We start from the raw sequence: 18,546 nt of genomic DNA, 5'->3' as shown, positions 1-18,546 counted from the left end.
TTCTGTCGGGATTTTTTATTCCTCAGAATGCTCGGCAGCCCTCCATACCGCATCATTTTGCGGAACAGGGGCAGTGACTTCTATACTCTCCTTCGAGACAGGGTGTACGAACGACAGCTTCCTGGCAAGGAGAGAAATACCCCCATCCGGATTGGAGCGCGGTGCGCCGTATTTTAAATCGCCTTTTATGGGTGCGCCAATCTGCGAAAGCTGCGCACGAATCTGGTGGTGCCTTCCGGTTTCCAGATCGATTTCCAGAAGCCGGTAATTATCAAGCGTTTTCAGAATTCTGTAAGTGAGGATGGCTTCCTTCGCGCCTTCGGTAGCGTATGGGAAAACAATTGCTTTATTGTTTTTCTCATTTTTCTTCAGGTAGTGTACCAGCCGCTGCTGCTGCGGCATCGGCTCTTTGCCCACGAGTGCCCAGTAAGTTTTCCGGATTTCCCGGTTTTTTACCATCTGTGTCAGCCGCGAAAGCGCCTTTGATGTTTTGGCAAAAATCACGAGCCCCGAGGTAGGCCTGTCGATGCGGTGCACCAGCCCCAGGAAAACATTGCCGGGTTTTTCATCGCGGATTTTAATGTGGTTTTTCAGCAAATCCAGCAGAGATTCATCACCGGTTTTATCGCCCTGCACCAGCTGCCCGGCCTTTTTGTTGATGATGAGGAGGTGGTTGTCTTCGTAGATAATCTGTTCCTGCATTAGAAAACTGATCAGTAACTCTCTTTTTCGTTCGGGAAATTACCGCTTTTCACATCCCCGTCAAATCTGGACACTGCCGCGCTGACTTCATCAAAAAGATTCAGGTACTGCCGCAGGAATTTCGGTTTGAAGCCCTTATTCATCCCAACAAAATCCTGAAAAACAAGCACTTGCCCATCGCAACCGGCGCCTGCCCCGATGCCGATTGTAGGAATGCTTAGGCTTTCGCTCACCTTCCGCGCAAGTGCTGCAGGTATTTTTTCCAAAACAATAGCAAAGCAACCGAGGCTCTCAAGCAATTTCGCATCGCGCAGCAGCTTCTCCGCCTCTGCCTCATCTTTTGCGCGCAGCCCGTACCCGCCAAACTGATGTACCGACTGAGGCGTAAGCCCAAGATGCCCTACCACCGGGATCCCTGCTTTTAGGATTCTTTCCAGTGATTTCGAAATCTCGCTCCCGCCTTCCAGTTTCAGCGCCTGCGCACCGCCTTCCTTCATCATCCTTACGGCGGATTCCAGGGCCTTTTCAGGGCTTCCCTGATAGGTGCCGAATGGAAGGTCCGCTACTACGAGTGCCCGTTTTGTGCCGCGGACTACGCACTGCGTGTGGTAGATCATCTGGTCTAGGGTGATAGGCAGCGTAGTCTCAAAACCTGCCATCACATTGGCGGCAGAATCGCCCACGAGTATAGTGTCTATGCCGCCTGCATCCAGGATTTTGGCGGTGGTAAAATCGTAGGCGGTAAGCATGGAGATCTTCTCGCCGCGCCGTTTCATTTCCCGGAGGGTTTCAGTAGTGATTTTTTTTATTTCGGAGTGTACGGACATTTTTCGTGAATGGAAAAATTAAGATTAAAATAAATGCCTACTGAACATGCGCCAGCTTTCTGAGCTTCTCGTGGTTGATGATTTTTATTTTTCTGCCGTCGGTCTGGATCAGTTTATCGGATTTAAATTCAGAAATGAGGCGGATGGCGCTCTCCGTGGCGGTGCCCACCAGGTTGGCGATTTCCTCCCTTGTTAGTGAGATTTTTATGTAGCCCTCCTGGTCAGCCCCAAGTTTGTGCTCCAGAAGCAGCAGCACCTCAGCGAGTCTTTCGCGTACCGTTTTCTGAGCGAGGAAGGTAATGGTTTTGGAAGATTCTCCCAGTTCGTAAGCGATTTTCTGAAGCATTGCGTAGGAGATTTTTGGATCTTCCTCCAGTAATTTCAGAAACACGGCAGCGGGAACGAAGGTCGCGGAAACATCATTCATCGCCTCGGCCCGCGCCTGGAAATCCTCCCCGCTGAGGATGGAGCGGTAGCCTACCAGATCGCCTTCCTTTATGAACCTGAGAATCTGGTCTTTCCCGAAAGTCCCTGATTTAGAGAGTTTTATAGTCCCTTTGGTGATGAAGTAAACGCCTTTCGGAAACTCCCCGTCGTCGAAGATACACTCGCCTTTTTTATAGGTTTTTTCTTTAAGAGAATTGCTGGCAAGGTCGTAGGTTTCCTGATCAAGGCTGGTACGCAGGCGCTCAAAATCGAAGGCTTCGCGCAGGTTTTTTTCTATCGTTTGCTGTTGCTGGAGTGACATCTTGGTTTTAGATGATAATTGTCACAAATGTAGCCAAATTTTTAAACTCATTCAAATTTAGGCTAATTTTGCAGCGTGGAATCCCGAACAGTTGCAGAGGAAAAATGCTACCATTGTGGTTTGGAAATAGGCCGAGAGCGGATACTTTTCGATGAGAAAACATTTTGCTGCCAGGGCTGCAAATCGGTATATGAAATTCTAAACCTGAACAATCTTGAGAATTTTTACTCGCTGAACAGGCACTCCGGGGTGCGCCCGGATACCAACCTCTCCCAATTTGATTACCTGGATACCCCGGAAGTTTTCGAAAGGCTTACCGACTTCTCAGACGGGGGCACGGCGATAGTGACCTTCAAAATCCCCGTAATCCACTGCACATCCTGCATCTGGCTGCTGGAAAGCCTGCCGAGCATCCATCCGGATATTAAGTTTACCCAGGTAAATTTTACAAAAAAAACCTTGCAGGTTTCCTTCAATCAGGAGAAAATGAACCTGAGCGATGTGGCAAAATACCTCGCAAGCCTCGGCTACAAGCCTGCGATCTCGCTGGAATCCTCCGAGAAAAAACCGGAGAAAATAGACCGCAGCCTGATCATAAAATTCGGCGTGGCTGCCTTCGCCTTCGGCAATGCGATGTTCTTCAGCATCCCGGAATATGTGCAGGACGGGGAGTTCTGGATCAGCCGCTACAAAAATCTCTTCCGCCTGGCGGGCTTCCTGCTGGCCACGCCGGTGGTGTTTTACAGCGCTTCGGGCTATTTTAAATCCGCCTGGTACGGCTTGAAAAATAAGGTGGTAAACATCGATGTGCCTATATCCCTCGGCATTGCGGTTCTCTACCTGCGCAGCATCTACGAAGTGCTCACCGACTATGGCCCGGGCTATTTCGATACGCTTTGCGGGCTGCTCTTCTTTATGCTTTTAGGCAAAATATTCCAGCAGAGGACTTACAGCGCCCTGTCTTACGACCGCGATTACAAATCCTTTTACCCTATCGCCGTTACGAAAATCGCTAATGGCTCACAGCAGAATGTGCTGCTCTCGGATCTGCAGGTGGGCGACAGGATCTTGGTAAGGAATCAGGAAATCATCCCCGTAGATGCGGTGCTCATTAATGGCGAGGCAAATATAGACAACAGTTTCATCACTGGAGAGAGCGCTGCCGTCCCGAAGAATCCCGGGGATAAAATCTATGCCGGAGGCAAGCAGCTGGGCGCGGTGCTGGAGCTGGAGGTGGTAAAGAATGTGGACCAGAGCTACCTCACACAGCTATGGAACAAGGACGCCTTCCGGAAGAAGGAAACAGGGCTGGATACGGTGATCAACCGCATCAGCAAGTATTTTACTTTTGTGATTCTCGGCATCACTGCGCTTGCGGCGCTGTACTGGTTCAGGATCGATGCCGGCCGGGCGTGGCAGGTAGTTTCTGCAATCCTCATCGTGGCGTGCCCGTGCGCCCTCGCCCTCGCGGCGCCTTTCACGCTGGGCCATGTGATGCGCATCCTCGGCAGGCACCGTTTTTATGTAAAAGATACCCACACGATAGAAAAACTCTCCGGGGTGGATACGCTGGTTTTCGACAAGACGGGGACCATCACCCACAGTAAGAAATCGGAAATCCAGTATGCAGGCAAAGAGCTGCCGAAGGAAACTCTTGAGGATTTAAAATCATTGCTTAAGAATTCCACACACCCATTGTCCAAGGCGCTATACGAGCATCTGGCAGTGGAAGATCCGTACCTCCCGGCAAAAAATTTTGCGGAAATCCCCGGCAAGGGCTACTCGGCGGAGGTGCGCGGGAACGCCTACACGGTGGGCTCCGCGTCGCTAAGCGGCCAGCAGGCGGAGCATCTGGAAACAGCGGTCTACATCAGCCGCGGTGGAATTTTCCTTGGTAAATTTGTCTTTAAAAATGAATACCGCCCGGGGCTGGAAGATCTTTTCTCAAGATTGAAAAATTACAAAATCCACATCCTTAGCGGAGATAACGAGGCCGAGCGGCAGAACCTTGAAAATATAGTGCCCCGTGGCTCTAAGATGGCCTTCGACCAAAGCCCTGAGGATAAGCTGGATTATATTCAGAATATTCAGAACCAGGGAGATAGGGTGGCGATGTTTGGCGACGGGCTGAACGACGCCGGCGCGCTGAAGCAGAGCGATGTGGGTATAGCGATTGCGGAAGACACCAACACCTTTACGCCGTCCTCGGATGTAATTATGCATGGCGGCGCGCTGGTGTGGGCGGATAAATTCCTGAAGATGTCCAAAGATGCAATGCGCATTGTGAAAATCACGGTGGGCATAAGCTTCCTCTACAACATCATCGGGCTGAGTTTTGCAGTCTCCGGGCATCTGTCCCCGCTGGTGGCGGCCATCCTGATGCCGGCAAGCTCCATCACGGTGGTGGTTTTTACCTCCCTTGCCTCCTGGGCTGCATCCGTAAGGAATTTTGGAGGGCACGGTATTTAGAAGCGTTATAAATTATCCGCTATGAGGAATATCATCAAATTTATTTAATTTTGATGCCTAAAACAATATACCTTTGTTAGCCAGATGGATATACTGTACCTAATGATTATCTGCAGCGTTTCGCTTGCCGCAGTTTTTCTGGTAATATTCATCGTCAGTGCCAGGAAGGGTCAGTTTGAGGATGATGAATCGCCTGCGGTGCGCATCCTCCTAGATGATGAGGCTAAAAAGACAAAAGAGCCTGCGGCGGCGGATGCAGGAGACGGACGAAAAAACGATATAAATATAAATGGAAACACAAAAGTTTAGGTATGACAACACCATCGTGCGAGCCTTCCTCTGGGCTACGATTGTGTTTGGCCTTGTAGGCTTCCTGCTGGGGCTTACGGCTGCTTTGATGCTATTTTATCCCGAGCTGCCGGAATTTCTTTTCGGTACGGATGACCCGACGATTAAAAGTCTTGCGGCCGGAAACCTGCAGGGGCTTATTAACACCCAGGGGGCATTCGGCTTCGGGCGTATCCGGATGCTACACACCAGCGCGGTGATTTTTGCATTCGTGGGTAATACCATATTTGCCGGCGTTTATTACTCGATGCCGCGCCTTCTCAAGACCAGGATGTACAGCGATTTGCTCTCGTGGGTGCATTTCTGGGGATGGCAGCTGATGATTGTATCGGTGGTCATTACCTTCTTCCTTGGTATTAACACTTCAAAGGAATACGCAGAGCACGAGTGGCCAATAGATATCCTGATCACTGTCGTTTGGGTGATTTTCGGTATCAATATGCTGGGCACCATTGCGAAGAGACGGGTGCGCCACCTATATGTGGCCATCTGGTTCTACCTTGGTACTTGGGTTGCCGTGGCAATGCTGCATATTTTTAATAACCTGGAAGTTCCGCTGACATTCACCGGCTGGAAATCCTACTCTGCGTACGCAGGCGTAAAAGATGCCCTAGTGCAGTGGTGGTACGGGCACAATGCCGTGGCGTTCTTCCTTACTACGCCCGTGCTTGGCCTGATGTATTACTTCCTGCCTAAGGCTGCGGATCGTCCGGTGTTCTCTTATAAGCTATCCATTATCCACTTCTGGTCGCTTATCTTTGTCTACATTTGGGCAGGGCCGCACCACCTGCAATACACGGCGCTTCCTGCCTGGGCTCAGGCTTTAGGTACGGCGTTTTCCATTATGCTTATCGCACCTTCCTGGGGCGGTATGCTGAATGGGCTCCTTACGCTGCGCGGTGCCTGGGATAAGGTGCGCGAAAACCCAGTGCTGAAATTCTTCGTGGTGGCGGTAACCTGCTACGGTATGGCGACTTTTGAAGGACCGCTTTTGGCAACTAAAACCCTTAACAAAATTGGACACTATACCGACTGGGTAATTGGGCATGTTCACTTAGGTGCTCTCGGATGGAACGGCTTTATAGCGTTCGGTATGATTTATTATCTGGTTCCTATCCTTTGGAGAACTAAGCTTTGGTCTACAAAAATGGCCAACTGGCACTTCTGGCTCGGTACGCTGGGTATTATTTTCTATGCTGTGCCGCTCTACATTGCAGGATTTACTCAGGGGCTGATGTGGAAGCAGTTTAACCCGGACGGAACTCTGGTTTGGAAAAACTGGCTGGATACCGTTACTGCTATCATCCCATATTTCCAGATGAGATTCGTCGGCGGTCTGCTATACTTCATCGGTGCGGTGCTTATGACCATAAATGTGATAAAAACCGCTCAGCAAGGCTCATTCCAAAGAGAAGTTGAGGCTGAAGCACCTGCTCTGGCGAACATTACCAGCAAAAGAAAAGAGGGGGAAGGCTTCCACCTATGGCTGGAAAGAACACCTTGGTTGCTCACAACTTTAGGCTTTATCACAGTGGCTATCGGTGGTCTGGTAGAAATTGTACCTACGCTTACTATAAAAGAAAATGTACCTACAATCGCTGCTGTGAAGCCTTACTCCCCACTGGAGCTAGAAGGCAGGGATCTTTATATCAGAGAGGGATGTAATGCCTGCCACTCTCAGATGATCCGCCCGTTCCGCGATGAGGTTGTAAGATTTAACGGGAAAAACGGACAATACTCAAAGGCTGGGGAGTTCGTTTATGACAGGCCATTCCTTTGGGGCTCTAAGCGAACTGGCCCAGATTTGCACAGGCAAGGCGGTAAGAACCCGAGCTCCTGGCACTTTAAGCATATGTACAACCCGAGATCTACTTCGGCAGGTTCCATTATGCCGCGCTATCCTTGGCTAATTGCCAACACGCTGGACAGGTCTCAGATGGTAGACAAGCTTAACCTTATGAAGGATGTATTTGATGTGCCTTACTCAAAAGCAGAAATTGATTCTGCCAATGCCTGGGCAGATAATCAGGCTGCGGCAATCGTACGGGACATTTATGCGGAAGCTGCCGATGTGAAAAAATCATTTGATGAGCAGAAGGCGCAGCAGGGCGGAAACTTTGTACCGCTAGAGAAGCGAGAAATCACTGCCCTTATTGCTTATCTGCAAAGGTTGGGTACGGACATTAAAACTACTGAAGTACAGACTGCAAGCAATAATTAATTTATTTAAGATTTAAAGGTGATTCCGCAGAGCTTTAAAGATATTTTGAGTAACGGCCAAAGCCTTTACCAGATTATAGCGCTCCTTATTTTCTTCTCATTCTTTATCGCACTGCTGTGGTATGTTTTCAGCAAGCCGAAAAAGTACTATGAAGACCAGGCGGAATTGCCTTTAGATGACGACGAAAAAAACCAACAATTATGAAACAGAGAACACCGCTTGCGGTTACAATTCTAACGCTATTCGTACTGCTCATCATTTTCTTTTATATGTTTGTGCAGAGCTCGGCATTCCTCTCATCACCGTTCTTCTGGGGTATGGTGCTGATAACGGTAATCGTTGCAATGATAAACCAGGCGCTGGGCGATCTTATAGAAAACGAACAGTTTAAAAAGCTGGATGATGAGGAAAAAAGGGAATACCTGGCTGTAAAAAACACCCCGTATTTTCAAAGACTATACAAGGCAGCTTTCAAGAAACAAACAGCCAGCGAGGAGAAGGATATCCTTATCGACCACGGCTTCGACGGGATTATGGAACTGGATAACCAGCTCCCGAAGTGGTGGCTCGGTTTATTTTACTTCGGCGTGGCGTACTGCGTTATCTACCTTATCTCGTTCTTCCTTACAGATTTTGCTAATCCGATAAAGGAATACGAAGATGAATATAAGATGCAGATAGCCGCAGTGGATGAATATATGAAAACCGTGCCTCAGGCAACGCTGGAAACAGCCGAATATAGCGCTGATAACATTGAAGAAGGTAAAGAACTCTTCCAGACGAACTGCGTTTCCTGCCATAGTGACGGCGGGCGTGGCGGTATTGGCCCCAATCTGACAGATAATTACTGGATAAACCAGGTGGAACCATCTTTGTATAAAAACATTTTCCACATGGTATGGGACGGGTCTCCGAACAACCCTTCGATGAGGGGCTTTGGTAAAAATGGGGAGCTTACCGGAAACGATATAGAAAAGATTGCAGCATATGTATATCATATTAACCAGGAGCAGGCGCCAATTACACCAGCAGAGGGTGGTGCTGCGCCTCAAGGAACCGAGGCTAACTGGGAGAAGCAGCAATAATTTTTACAAAATATAAAATCTATAAGCATAACCCGCCGCCCTGCATAGGTGGAGGGTTATGTTTCTTTGTTTTAAAATATGGCAAATCAAATCAACGAAAACCTGCGTGGCGGGCAGGGACAGGTGCTCGATCCGGAAACCTTCCGCGATTCCGTGGGTACTATGGAACAATCCGGAAAACGTAAATGGGTTTTCCCAAGGAAACCCAAGGGAAAATATACTAATTACAGGACTATTGTAGCATACTTTCTTCTGGCGGTATTTTTTATTCTGCCATTTCTGAAAATCAACGGTAATCCTGTACTTATGTTCAACATATTAGACAGGGAATTCTATATTTTCGGGATGCCCTTCTACCCACAGGATTTCTCCATCCTTGCGCTAGGGGCCATTGCTTCTATAGTATTCATCATCCTGTTCACCGTAGTGTACGGCAGGATTTTCTGCGGCTGGATCTGCCCACAGACTATTTTCCTTGAAATGGTTTTCAGAAAAATAGAGTACGCCATAGAGGGCGACAGAAATAAGCAGATGAAGCTCGCCAAACAGCCTTGGAACGCTGAGAAAATCTGGAAACGCTCCCTAAAATGGGGTATCTACATCATTATATCCCTCATAGTTACACACTTCATGTTTATGTACATAGTCGGTAAGGAGGAGGTTTTAAAAATTATGAAGGAAGGGCCGCTCGCGCATCCTACCAATTTTCTGGTAATGATATTCTTTACCGCTGCGTTCTACTTCGTTTTCACCTGGTTCCGCGAGCAGGTCTGCACGCTGGTATGCCCTTATGGCAGGCTCCAGGGAGTCCTTATCGACAAGCAGACCATCAATGTTTACTACGATTATAAACGGGGAGAAAACAGAGCGAAATGGAAAAAAGGAGAGGATAGAAAGGCCGCCGGTAAGGGCGACTGTATAGACTGCCACCAGTGCGTGGTGGTATGCCCTACAGGTATCGATATCCGGAACGGGCAGCAGCTGGAGTGCGTAAACTGTACCGCGTGCATCGATGCCTGCGACGAGGTAATGACGAAAGTAGGCCTGCCGCCGGGGCTCATCCGATACGCAACAGAAGAAGAGATAGAAGAAGAAAAGCCGTTTAAATTCACCGGGAAAATGAAGGCCTACACCGCGGTGCTCGTTGGCCTGTGGGTTGCGCTCGGCGTGCTGCTGTACAACCGTGGCAGCATGGAGGCAAAATTCATAAAACCCGCCGGTTCCACATTCGTAATAAGGGACGGCAGAATCAGCAACACCTACAACTACACGCTTTTGAATAAATCGAACGAAAAAGTGGAGGTTACATTTAAGATTGAAGAGCCGGAAGGCGGGGTAATAAGCTACAGCGGCAAAAATAAAATACTGGTAGAGGGGGATAAAATCACGAAAGGCACCATAAATGTAAGCTTCCCGGAATCCCTTATAAAACTCTCCAAGCAGAACATCACCATCGGTGTGTACGACCAGAAGGGCAAAAAGATTGACGAGTATCAGACATATTTTGAAGGCCCGTTCAAAATGCAATTTTAAGTATGTTTAAAAGATTCCACTGGGGGCACGGCATCATCGCCGCCCTGGCGTCCTTCATTATTTTTATACTGGGTATGATCTTTCTCTTCCCCATAGGGAAGCAGAATGCAGAAATGGTTTCTGATAATTACTACGAGGAAGAACTCGTGTATCAGAATGTAATAGATGCAAAAAACCGCGCCGACGGACTCGCGGAGAAGCCCGAGTACAGCCAGGACAAAGGCGGCATTACCATCCGCTTCCCGGAGAGCATCAATAATTCCAACTCGAAATTCTCCTTCAACCTCTTCCGTACGGATGACCGCCGCTATGATGTAAATGCCAAAATAAAGCTGGACAAGAACAATTCAGTCTACCTTCCGGCAAAAATCCTCAAGCCTGGCAGCTACACGCTGAAAATGCTCTGGACGAAGGACGCGCTAGATTATCAGATTGATTACGATGTACTATGGATGCCCCGTTAATTTTCTCCGCTCTGGCGCTCGGCTTTGCCTCGGGATTCCACTGCATCGGTATGTGCGGGCCCATCGCGCTATCCCTCGGGCTTTCCGGGGCGAAAGCAGGGCGGCTTGTTTTAAAAAATCTGGCGTACCAGCTGGGAAGAATTTTTACCTACGCGCTGCTTGGCGCCCTGCTCGGGATCCTCGGGAAAGGGTTTGAGCTGGCCGGCCTGCAAAGCTACCTCACCATCTTCAGTGGGGCAGTTCTTATCCTTATGGCTGCTCTCTCATTCGGCGGCCAAGATTTTGTGACAAAAATTCCCCAAGTATCGGGCGTTTTGGTAAAGGTGAAAATAGCCCTCGGGAGGCAGCTGCAGAAAACAGGCTACTCCTCCAGATTCCTCACCGGCGTGCTGAATGGCCTGCTGCCCTGCGGCATGGTCTATATGGCGCTTACCGCATCGCTAGCGGCTGGCGGCATCGCAGGGGGCGCGCTCTATATGCTCCTCTTCGGGCTCGGCACGCTGCCCTTTATGTTTGCCGTAGCGCTCGCAGGCGGAATGATTTCCAAAAATTTCCGTACCGCGGTGCTGAAAATCATTCCAGTGATAATGTTCCTCCTGGGCGGGCTGTTTATACTGCGCGGGCTCGAGCTCGGGATTCCTTACATCTCCCCAAAGCCAGAGGCGTTGCAGATTCAGCACGATCACGATGAAGCGGGCAAAACGCAGGGCCACAGCTGTCATTAGCAGCCTATTTTGAAGGCTAACAAAATTCAGCTATTTTTGCCATCAATGAATTTGCCAGAAGATATTTTTGAATTTTTAAACGCAAACGGCCGCTGTGCCGTGCCGCGCTTCGGTACCTTTGTTTCAAGGCAAAACCCAGCAACCCTGCTGGAAGAAGATCAGGTGCTGAAACCTCCCGCTACTATCATTTCTTTTGAGAAAGGCGGCGATGCTTCAGCCGAATTCCTTCATTTTTTTGCTCAAAAAAATCATCTGGATATCACTGAAGCAGAAAAATTTGTGACAAACGAAGTCATTACCTGGCTTTCTACACTCGAAATTAATTCTCAACTGGATCTTGCGCCACTTGGCTCTTTCGCCGGGAGCTCTACGCCAGCCGCGGAAAACTTTCAGCCCTATCCCGCGGATAATTTTTTCGGGCTGGAGGAAATTCATCTTCCGAAAATAAACCCAAACTCAATCCCAAAAATACAAGGACCACCCGCCAGAATTCAAAAAAAACTCGGCTGGCTGTGGTGGCTACTGATTGTTTTGTTGGTTTTAATTAATGCCTATCTTATCGGCTGCGAATATTTTGCATTAAGCCCTTTTTGGGAATAACTTACTTTTGAAGCCATGAATCCAAAAAAACCTTCTGAATCCCTTACGGTAATGACCAACATTGTACTGCCAAACGAAACCAATTCGTTTCACAACCTGTTTGGTGGTGAACTTCTGGCGCGTATGGACCGCTGCGCATCCATTTCTGCAACGCGCCACTGCAACAAAAATGTCGTGACCGCCTCGGTAAATCATGTCTCGTTTCACAAGCCGATCCCCCTTGGGGGCATCGTAATTGTGGAGTCCAAGGTCACGCGTGCGTTCTCCACCTCCATGGAGATTTATGTGGATGTCTGGCTGGACGATCCCATCCGCGGTGAACGGATTCACACCAATGAGGGCATCTATACCTTCGTGGCAATAGACGAGGACAAAAAACCTGCGCCGGTACCGCCCATAGAGCCCGAGAGCGAGCAGGAAAAAGAGCGGTACGAATCTGCCCAGCGCCGCAAAGAGCTGTCGCTCGTGCTTTCCGGGCGTATGAAGCCGAAAGATTCTGCCGAGCTGAGGAAGATTTTTGAGTAATTTACCAATTCTAAAATCAGAAAAAAAATTGAATGAACTCCGGGAAAATTCTGCAGCTGGACAGGAATCATCCATTGATTGCCGAAGAGCTTTCGGCTCGGGGCTTTCAAATTTATGATGACTTTTCTTCAAACTATGACGAGGTTTTAAAAAAAATAAACGATTTTGAAGGAATCATCATCCGCAGCAGAATTCCTCTGGATGAAAATTTTCTGGAAAATGCTCCCCACCTAAAATTCATCGCAAGGGTAGGTGCGGGGATGGAAAACATCGATACAGGTGCGGCAGGGCGGCTCGGCATCGCACTCCTGAACGCGCCCGAGGGCAACCGCGATGCCCTTGCCGAGCATGTCCTCGGTATGTTGCTCACGCTGATGAACAGGCTGATTATTTCCTCCAGCGAAGTAAAAAACGGCATCTGGCTACGGGAGGAAAACCGCGGCGAGGAGCTTTTGGGGAAAACTTTCGGAATCATAGGCTACGGAAATATGGGGAAGGCTACCGCGAAGCGGCTCTCGGGCTTTGGCTGCGAGGTGATTTTCCACGATATAGTTTCTGGGCTTGGAGATAGATTTGCCAAGCAGGTATCTCTGGAAGAGCTTCAGAACCAGGCGGATATCCTGAGCCTGCATATTCCGCTGAGTGCCGAGACGCGCTACCTGATAAATGAGGAATTTATACGAAAAATGCAGAAGCCTTTTTACTTCATCAATACTGCGAGGGGGGAGAATGTAAATACTGCAGACCTGGCATCCGGCATACAATCGGGAAAAATAAAGGGTGCCGCGCTCGATGTGCTGGAGTATGAAAAATCCTCCTTTGAAAACCTGAAAGCCGCGGACGAGAACCTCCAATTTCTCCTTGATTCCGAGAAAGTTATCATCACGCCGCACATCGCCGGTTGGACGCGCGAGAGCAAGGAAAAACTGGCAAAAGTCATAGTCGAAAAGATACTAAAACTCTATTCCGGCACCCTGGCAGGAGATTAATTTTAAGAAAATTTTAAAAGAATACAGTTTCGCCATTGCGACATTTTCCAGTAAATTGCTACCTTTTATTTCTGAATGAGAATCCGGAAGTTTCATTGGGTAATATTGATTTTTATAAGCCTGCTTTCCTGCAAAAAAAAAGAAGAACTGAGGAAAGAGCCGGTCAGCGCGGCGCCGGAGTACGGCGATTTCAGCGAGGTGGATTTCAGCAAAATTTTCTCGGAAAGAGACCGGCAAATGCCCGACCGCCAGGCAAAGGTAGCGGAGCTGCAGGATTATTATAAATCCGTGTGGGAGGCGGGCGACCTTTGGGGAGGTATTCTGGTGGCGAAGGCAGATGATGTTTTGCTGGAAGAGTACCGCGGCCACCGCTACGGGCCTAATACCGAGCCGATAGATGCCGAAACGCCGATGCACATAGCCTCCGTGAGCAAGCCGATGACAGCGGTGGTAGCGCTGAAACTGGTAGAAACCGGCAAACTCAGCCTGGAGGACAAGGTCACGAAATTCTTCCCGGAATTTCCGTATCCCGAAGTCACAGTTTTCACGCTGCTCAGCCAGAGGAGCGGCTTGCCGAAATACGAATATTTCATCGAAAAACTAAAACCTGTGCCGGAGGAGCTCAGCAAAAAATTCCTTACCAACAGGGACATCCTGAATCTCCTCATCCGATACCAGCCGCCCCTGGCGCGGCCTACCGGCACGGGCTTTATGTACTGCAATACCAACTATACGATGCTGGCGCTCATCATAGAAAAAATCACGAAAAAGCCTTTCCCAGAGGCTATGCAGATCATGCTATTCCAGCCGCTGAAAATGTCGCGCAGCTTCATTTTTATGGGAAAAGATTCCGCTACCGCCACACCGTCCTTCTACCCGAAAGGGCCGAAGCAGTTTGCGCTAGACCGGCTAGACCTTGTGTACGGAGATAAAAATGTCTATTCCACGCCGCGGGATCTGCTGCGGTTTTCCCAGGCAATGTTTTCCGAAAAATTTCTTAGAAAGGATCTGATGGATAGGATTTTCCAGCCGTACAGCACCGAAAAACCGGGGGTGAACAATTATGGGCTTGGCTTCCGCATGAAGATTTTTGATAATGGCGAAAAACTCACTTACCACAACGGCTGGTGGCACGGCAGCAACGCGGTTTTCGCGCATTTGCCGAAGAGCAAAGCCACCATCGTTGCCATTGGGAATAAATATTCCAGGAGGGTGTATTCTGCGCTGGCGATTTCCTCGATGTTTGAAGATTTTCCGCCGGAAGCAGACCGGCTGAGAAAAGAGCTGCACGCGAATCCCCAGCAGGCAGACAGTGCCGAAGTTTACTCCGAATAGCCTATTTTTGTGTAAATTTTTCTAATGAAGCGCTGGCTTTCTCTCATATTTTTCGCCCTGGTCCTCGGCAGTTGCGCCCGAGTGGGTTCGCCCGTGGGCGGTGCGAGGGATACCATAGCCCCGAAGTTTGTAAAGGCAAATATAGACTCCACACGAATAAATGTACCTACCGATTTGCGCGAGCTGAGGCTGGAGTTTAATGAGCTCATCACGCTGAGGGACATTAGCCGTAACCTTACCATTACCCCGGAGATAAGGCGCATTAAAAGGATACTGCCCAGCAACCTTGGCAACAGGTACATCCTAATCCGGTGGGAGGAGGATCTGCAGCCAAACACCACCTACAGTTTCAATTTTGGGAATGCCATTGCAGACCTGAACGAGGGGAACGCTCTACCGTATTTCAATTTTGCCTTTTCCACGGGGCCTGAGATTGATAACCTCTACATCAGCGGCGAGGTTTCCGACGCGATGAAGGGCAGCGGAGCCGAGCAGCGGGACCCGAAGAGCAATATTGTGGTGGGGCTTTACCCTGAAACGGCAGGCCGGGCAGATTTTACCAAAAAACCTTACTACATCACCAGGGCCGACCCAGACGGGTATTTCGAATTGTCTTACCTTGCGGAGGGGCGGTACCGAATTTTGGCTTTCAATGATGAAAATCAGAATTCCGCTTACGATGCCGGCAAGGAATCGGTGGCATTTCTGAAAAGCGGTTTTGATTTAAATGAAAATATTTCAGGGATGAAACTGAGCCTGATGCCCGTAAAAAAAAGGCTGAGGTTCTCCGAAGCGCGGGAGGTGCCTGGCGGTATCCTGATGCTTTTCGAGGGCGGGCCGGAGCAGGTGGAAATTTCCCCGGAAGATGAAAGGCTCACGGAATACAAAACCACACACAGAACGAGATCCGACAGCGTGCGTATCTGGTTCGATGCGCAGGCACAGAACCTTGGGCAGGGCAAAAGTGAAAACCTGAAATTCCGCTACAGGGCGGATACTCTTAGCGGCACGGCTTCCATTTTCTATCGGATGAGCCCTAAAAATGAGATGACGCTGCAGAGCTACAGCGGCGGCTCCATTCATCCGGAAAACAGTTTTGAAATCGTTTCCAATTATGAAATCCACGCCATTGATACCCAGAAATGGACGCTGAAATCAGACAGTATAAACCAGCAATTTACCGCCGAAATTTCTCCGGACAACCCCTTTAAAATTCTGGTAAAATCTCAGTTTGAGCCATCTAGGCGGTGGCAGCTGGATATCCCGAAAGGAAGCGTGAGAAGCTATTACGAGAGCCCCGCCAGTTCTTATCGCTTTGAGTTTGAAACCGCCCGCCGCGAAGATTTCGGCACCATCACATTTCAACTGAAAAATGCGCCGGATTCGAAATTTTGGTTCCAGCTGCTGGATGAAAGATTTGAGCCAGTTTACTCCCAATTTACACAGGGAGGCTTGATAAAATTTTCCGCGCTGAAACCGGGGCGGTACACCGCGAGGATCTTGGTGGATAATGACGGCAACGGAGTGTACGATTATGCTGATTTTCAGTCGGGGACGCCTGCAGAAGATGTGTACATTTACAAAAAGCCAGTTGAAATCCGCGCGCTTTGGGAAATGGTAGAAACCTGGGATTTGAGAAATGATGAAAAAACTTCTTAACATACTCTACTGGTCGCTGATTGTTTTTGCGCTCATTCAGTTCATCCCGGTAGACAGAACCAATAAACCGGTGAAAAAAAGTGAAAATTTCATAGACCTGATGCAGACTCCGCCGGAAATCGCCGAGCTGCTGAAAAATTCCTGCTACGACTGCCACTCTAACGAGACTGTTTACCCCGACTACGCTTATGTAGCGCCAATTTCCTGGTCATTAAAAAATCACATCAATTCCGGCCGCCGCCACCTAAATTTTTCCGAGTGGGGCACTTACAATGATAACCTGAAGCAAAGTATGCTTCGAAATTCCTCGGCAGACATTATCGAGAAGCGGATGCCGCTGCCGGGCTATGTGGCGCAGCATCCCGATGCGCGGCTCAGCGAGGCACAGAGCAAGCTGCTGATCAGCTATTTCGACGGGCTGCTGAAGAGCGGCAACTACTGAGCAAGATATTCCCGGAAGAATTTTTTCTGGGATTCAAAGGCGATTTCTTCCGGCTTTATTTCTGATTTCTTTAGCCAGAGTACTTCTCCGATTTCTTCTTCGGCAAGGGTGAAATCCGGTTTCTCCGCGAGATTCAGCTCAAAGAAAATATCAAGCGTATTGTAGTCGATGCCTTTGTAATGATACACATTGTGCATAGTGCAGAGGATTTTAAAATCCCCCGGCGCGGCTTCCAGTTTCAGTTCCTCCCGCAGCTCCCTGGCGCAGGTTTCCTCAGCCGATTCCCCGGGATCGGAGAAGCCCCCAGCCAGATCCAGCTTCCCCTTGCAGGGCTCCTGGTTTCTACGCGTCAGCAAAATTTCCTCACCGCATTTCACCACCACGGCCACTGCCGCCGCACAGTTGTGAAACAGAACAAAATCGCAATCCGGACAGTCCCATTTTTTCTCGCCATCCCAGCGGAGGCTTTTGTTGCCGCATTGCGGACAGAATCTCATTTGCTTCATATTTTTTTATTTCTTGGGTGGCAGTTCAGGATCGCATCGCGCAGCTCCCTGGTCTGCAGGTGTGTGTAAATTTCTGTGGTGGTAATGCTGCTGTGGCCTAGCATTTCCTGGATAAACCGGAGGTCTGCGCCGTTCTGCAGCAGGTGCGTGGCGTAGGAGTGGCGGAAGGTGTGTGGCGAAATGTTCTTGCGGATGCCCGCCTGCGCGGCGAGATTTTTTATGATGATGAAAACCATATTTCTGGTGAGCGGTCGCCCGTTTCTGTTCAGGAAAAGGAAGTCTTCAAAATTGGCCTGAATGATGCCCGCTGCCCGTGCGCCGGTTTTGTAAGCGGTAATGACTTCTGCCGTGAAATCGGCAAGCGGCACAAGACGGATTTTGGAACCCTTGCCCAGCACGCGGATGTAGTTTTCTTTGAAATTGATGTCTGAAATTTTCAGATTTACCAGCTCGGAGACGCGCAATCCGCAGCCGTAGAGCACTTCCACTATGCAGCGGTTCCGCTCGCTGGTGGGCTCGCTCCGGTCTATGGCGGCGATCATTTTTTCTATTTCGTTAAAGCTGAGCGTATCGGGCAGATACTTGCCGAGCTTAGGCGTTTCTAGCAGGGCGGAGGGATTGTCACTGCGGAAATCCTCCTCCAGCATCCATTTAAAAAAGGTTTTCATCGAGGAAATCCAGCGTGCCTGCGTCCTCTCGCCGAGGCCCTCCCGGCTGAGCCTGTACAGTATCTCCTGCAGCTGCTCGTAGCTGAGGGTTTCGGGCGAGGTGTCTTCAGCGAGATTTTTCAGTTTAACGACATCGCGGCGGTAGGCGGCGACGGTGTTTTGAGAAAGATTTCGCTCGAACTTCAGGTAGTTTTCAAAATCAGAAATACTATCTTCCCACCTCATATTTCGTCGCTCATCAGTTGTATTTGCGGGATTTGCAATACCTCCACGCCCCGATCTTTCAGGAAGGCAATACCGCTGCGATCCGAGTAATCATCGATGTAGACAAGCCTTCGGATGCCCGCCTGCAGCACGAGTTTGCTGCACTCTCGGCACGGCGAAAGAGTGAGGTAGAGAGTGGCACCTTCTGCAGACTGTGTGGACTTAGCCAGTTTCAGGATCGCGTTGGCTTCAGCGTGAAGCACATACCAATGGGTATTTCCGCTTTCATCCTCGCACTCATTTTCGAAGCCTGAAGGCGTCCCGTTGTACCCATCGGAGATGATCATCCTATCTTTCACGATGAGCGCGCCTACTTTTTTCCTCTGGCAATAGGAAAGTTTCGCCCATTCCTGAGCCATTTTTAAATATGCTTTGTCAAATTTTGTAATGGTCAATTTTTAAGATTTACTTCGGGATTTTCGCCCAGGAGCAGATT

At 49.3% G+C, this 18,546-nt stretch carries 20 protein-coding genes; 14 read left to right on the top strand and 6 right to left on the bottom strand.

All coding sequences use genetic code 11. The features are described 5' to 3' along the window. Window positions 1-15 precede the first annotated feature (15 nt). From IMZ16_RS05745 to IMZ16_RS05735, 3 genes are read right to left on the bottom strand one after another with little or no spacing between them, the layout of a single operon-like run. Window positions 16-702 (bottom strand): RluA family pseudouridine synthase, encoded by a 687-nt coding sequence (locus IMZ16_RS05745; protein WP_193439242.1) that lies wholly within the window; start codon window positions 700-702, stop codon window positions 16-18. A gap of 11 nt (window positions 703-713) precedes the next feature. After that, window positions 714-1,529, bottom strand: coding sequence for a 3-methyl-2-oxobutanoate hydroxymethyltransferase (panB, locus tag IMZ16_RS05740; protein ID WP_193439241.1), 816 nt, complete (start codon window positions 1,527-1,529; stop codon window positions 714-716). Between the two features lie 37 nt (window positions 1,530-1,566). After that, window positions 1,567-2,277 (bottom strand): Crp/Fnr family transcriptional regulator, encoded by a 711-nt coding sequence (locus IMZ16_RS05735; RefSeq protein WP_073177746.1) that lies wholly within the window; start codon window positions 2,275-2,277, stop codon window positions 1,567-1,569. Window positions 2,278-2,352: 75 nt separating this feature from the next. Between IMZ16_RS05735 and IMZ16_RS05730 the strand changes: the two genes are divergently transcribed. From IMZ16_RS05730 to IMZ16_RS05665, 14 genes are all read left to right on the top strand, one after another. Beyond that, window positions 2,353-4,746 carry a heavy metal translocating P-type ATPase gene (locus tag IMZ16_RS05730; protein WP_193439240.1) on the top strand — a complete coding sequence of 798 codons (2,394 nt, stop codon included), beginning with the start codon at window positions 2,353-2,355 and terminating at the stop codon, window positions 4,744-4,746. A gap of 84 nt (window positions 4,747-4,830) precedes the next feature. Further along, window positions 4,831-5,055, top strand: coding sequence for a cbb3-type cytochrome oxidase assembly protein CcoS (ccoS, locus tag IMZ16_RS05725; protein ID WP_073177742.1), 225 nt, complete (start codon window positions 4,831-4,833; stop codon window positions 5,053-5,055). Continuing rightward, window positions 5,036-7,315, top strand: a complete 2,280-nt coding sequence (ccoN, locus tag IMZ16_RS05720) for a cytochrome-c oxidase, cbb3-type subunit I (protein WP_193439239.1) — start codon at window positions 5,036-5,038, stop codon at window positions 7,313-7,315. The genes ccoS and ccoN overlap by 20 nt, the downstream gene beginning before the upstream one ends. Window positions 7,316-7,360: 45 nt before the next feature. Further along, complete coding sequence (locus IMZ16_RS05715) at window positions 7,361-7,519, top strand: cbb3-type cytochrome oxidase subunit 3 (protein ID WP_392437316.1); 159 nt, start codon at window positions 7,361-7,363, stop codon at window positions 7,517-7,519. After that, a complete protein-coding gene (locus IMZ16_RS05710; protein WP_193439238.1) occupies window positions 7,516-8,400 on the top strand; it encodes a cbb3-type cytochrome c oxidase N-terminal domain-containing protein in 885 nt (294 codons plus the stop codon). Before IMZ16_RS05715 ends, IMZ16_RS05710 begins: the two co-directional genes overlap by 4 nt. 78 nt (window positions 8,401-8,478) lie before the next feature. Further along, window positions 8,479-9,933 carry a cytochrome c oxidase accessory protein CcoG gene (ccoG, locus tag IMZ16_RS05705; protein ID WP_073177735.1) on the top strand — a complete coding sequence of 485 codons (1,455 nt, stop codon included), beginning with the start codon at window positions 8,479-8,481 and terminating at the stop codon, window positions 9,931-9,933. Window positions 9,934-9,935: 2 nt separating this feature from the next. Next, complete coding sequence (locus IMZ16_RS05700) at window positions 9,936-10,397, top strand: FixH family protein (RefSeq protein WP_193439237.1); 462 nt, start codon at window positions 9,936-9,938, stop codon at window positions 10,395-10,397. Beyond that, window positions 10,382-11,122, top strand: coding sequence for a sulfite exporter TauE/SafE family protein (locus IMZ16_RS05695; RefSeq protein ID WP_193439236.1), 741 nt, complete (start codon window positions 10,382-10,384; stop codon window positions 11,120-11,122). Before IMZ16_RS05700 ends, IMZ16_RS05695 begins: the two co-directional genes overlap by 16 nt. Window positions 11,123-11,167: 45 nt before the next feature. After that, window positions 11,168-11,722 (top strand): hypothetical protein, encoded by a 555-nt coding sequence (locus IMZ16_RS05690; RefSeq protein ID WP_193439235.1) that lies wholly within the window; start codon window positions 11,168-11,170, stop codon window positions 11,720-11,722. A gap of 15 nt (window positions 11,723-11,737) precedes the next feature. Beyond that, the gene (locus IMZ16_RS05685) at window positions 11,738-12,247 is read left to right on the top strand and encodes an acyl-CoA thioesterase (RefSeq protein WP_193439234.1); all 510 of its coding nucleotides are present in this window, start codon (window positions 11,738-11,740) and stop codon (window positions 12,245-12,247) included. 32 nt (window positions 12,248-12,279) lie between these two features. Continuing rightward, window positions 12,280-13,236 (top strand): 2-hydroxyacid dehydrogenase, encoded by a 957-nt coding sequence (locus tag IMZ16_RS05680; RefSeq protein ID WP_193439233.1) that lies wholly within the window; start codon window positions 12,280-12,282, stop codon window positions 13,234-13,236. A gap of 75 nt (window positions 13,237-13,311) precedes the next feature. Next, the gene (locus IMZ16_RS05675; RefSeq protein WP_193439232.1) at window positions 13,312-14,571 is read left to right on the top strand and encodes a serine hydrolase domain-containing protein; all 1,260 of its coding nucleotides are present in this window, start codon (window positions 13,312-13,314) and stop codon (window positions 14,569-14,571) included. 24 nt (window positions 14,572-14,595) lie between these two features. After that, on the top strand, window positions 14,596-16,230 hold the full coding sequence (locus tag IMZ16_RS05670; protein WP_193439231.1) for an Ig-like domain-containing domain: 1,635 nt from the start codon (window positions 14,596-14,598) through the stop codon (window positions 16,228-16,230). Beyond that, a complete protein-coding gene (locus IMZ16_RS05665; RefSeq protein ID WP_317173197.1) occupies window positions 16,211-16,672 on the top strand; it encodes a heme-binding domain-containing protein in 462 nt (153 codons plus the stop codon). The genes IMZ16_RS05670 and IMZ16_RS05665 overlap by 20 nt, the downstream gene beginning before the upstream one ends. On the opposite strand, the gene IMZ16_RS05660 is transcribed toward IMZ16_RS05665, so the two are convergent. Genes IMZ16_RS05660 through IMZ16_RS05650 form a run of 3 tightly spaced genes read right to left on the bottom strand, consistent with a single transcriptional unit; the run spans window position 16,666 to window position 18,499 of the window. Beyond that, window positions 16,666-17,178: an NUDIX hydrolase gene (locus IMZ16_RS05660; RefSeq protein ID WP_193439230.1), complete on the bottom strand. Its 513-nt coding sequence runs from the start codon at window positions 17,176-17,178 to the stop codon at window positions 16,666-16,668. The genes IMZ16_RS05665 and IMZ16_RS05660 overlap by 7 nt on opposite strands. Continuing rightward, complete coding sequence (gene xerD / locus IMZ16_RS05655; RefSeq protein ID WP_193439229.1) at window positions 17,175-18,071, bottom strand: site-specific tyrosine recombinase XerD; 897 nt, start codon at window positions 18,069-18,071, stop codon at window positions 17,175-17,177. The genes IMZ16_RS05660 and xerD overlap by 4 nt, the downstream gene beginning before the upstream one ends. Then, window positions 18,068-18,499, bottom strand: a complete 432-nt coding sequence (locus tag IMZ16_RS05650; protein ID WP_193440806.1) for a deoxycytidylate deaminase — start codon at window positions 18,497-18,499, stop codon at window positions 18,068-18,070. The genes xerD and IMZ16_RS05650 overlap by 4 nt, the downstream gene beginning before the upstream one ends. Window positions 18,500-18,546: the final 47 nt, after the last annotated feature.

The sequence above is a fragment of the Cruoricaptor ignavus genome (assembly GCF_014961145.1).
Taxonomy (GTDB): Bacteria; Bacteroidota; Bacteroidia; order Flavobacteriales; family Weeksellaceae; genus Cruoricaptor; species Cruoricaptor ignavus.
The sequence above is the reverse complement of the archived record's forward strand: the minus strand, read 5'-3'. Positions and strand labels throughout refer to the sequence as shown.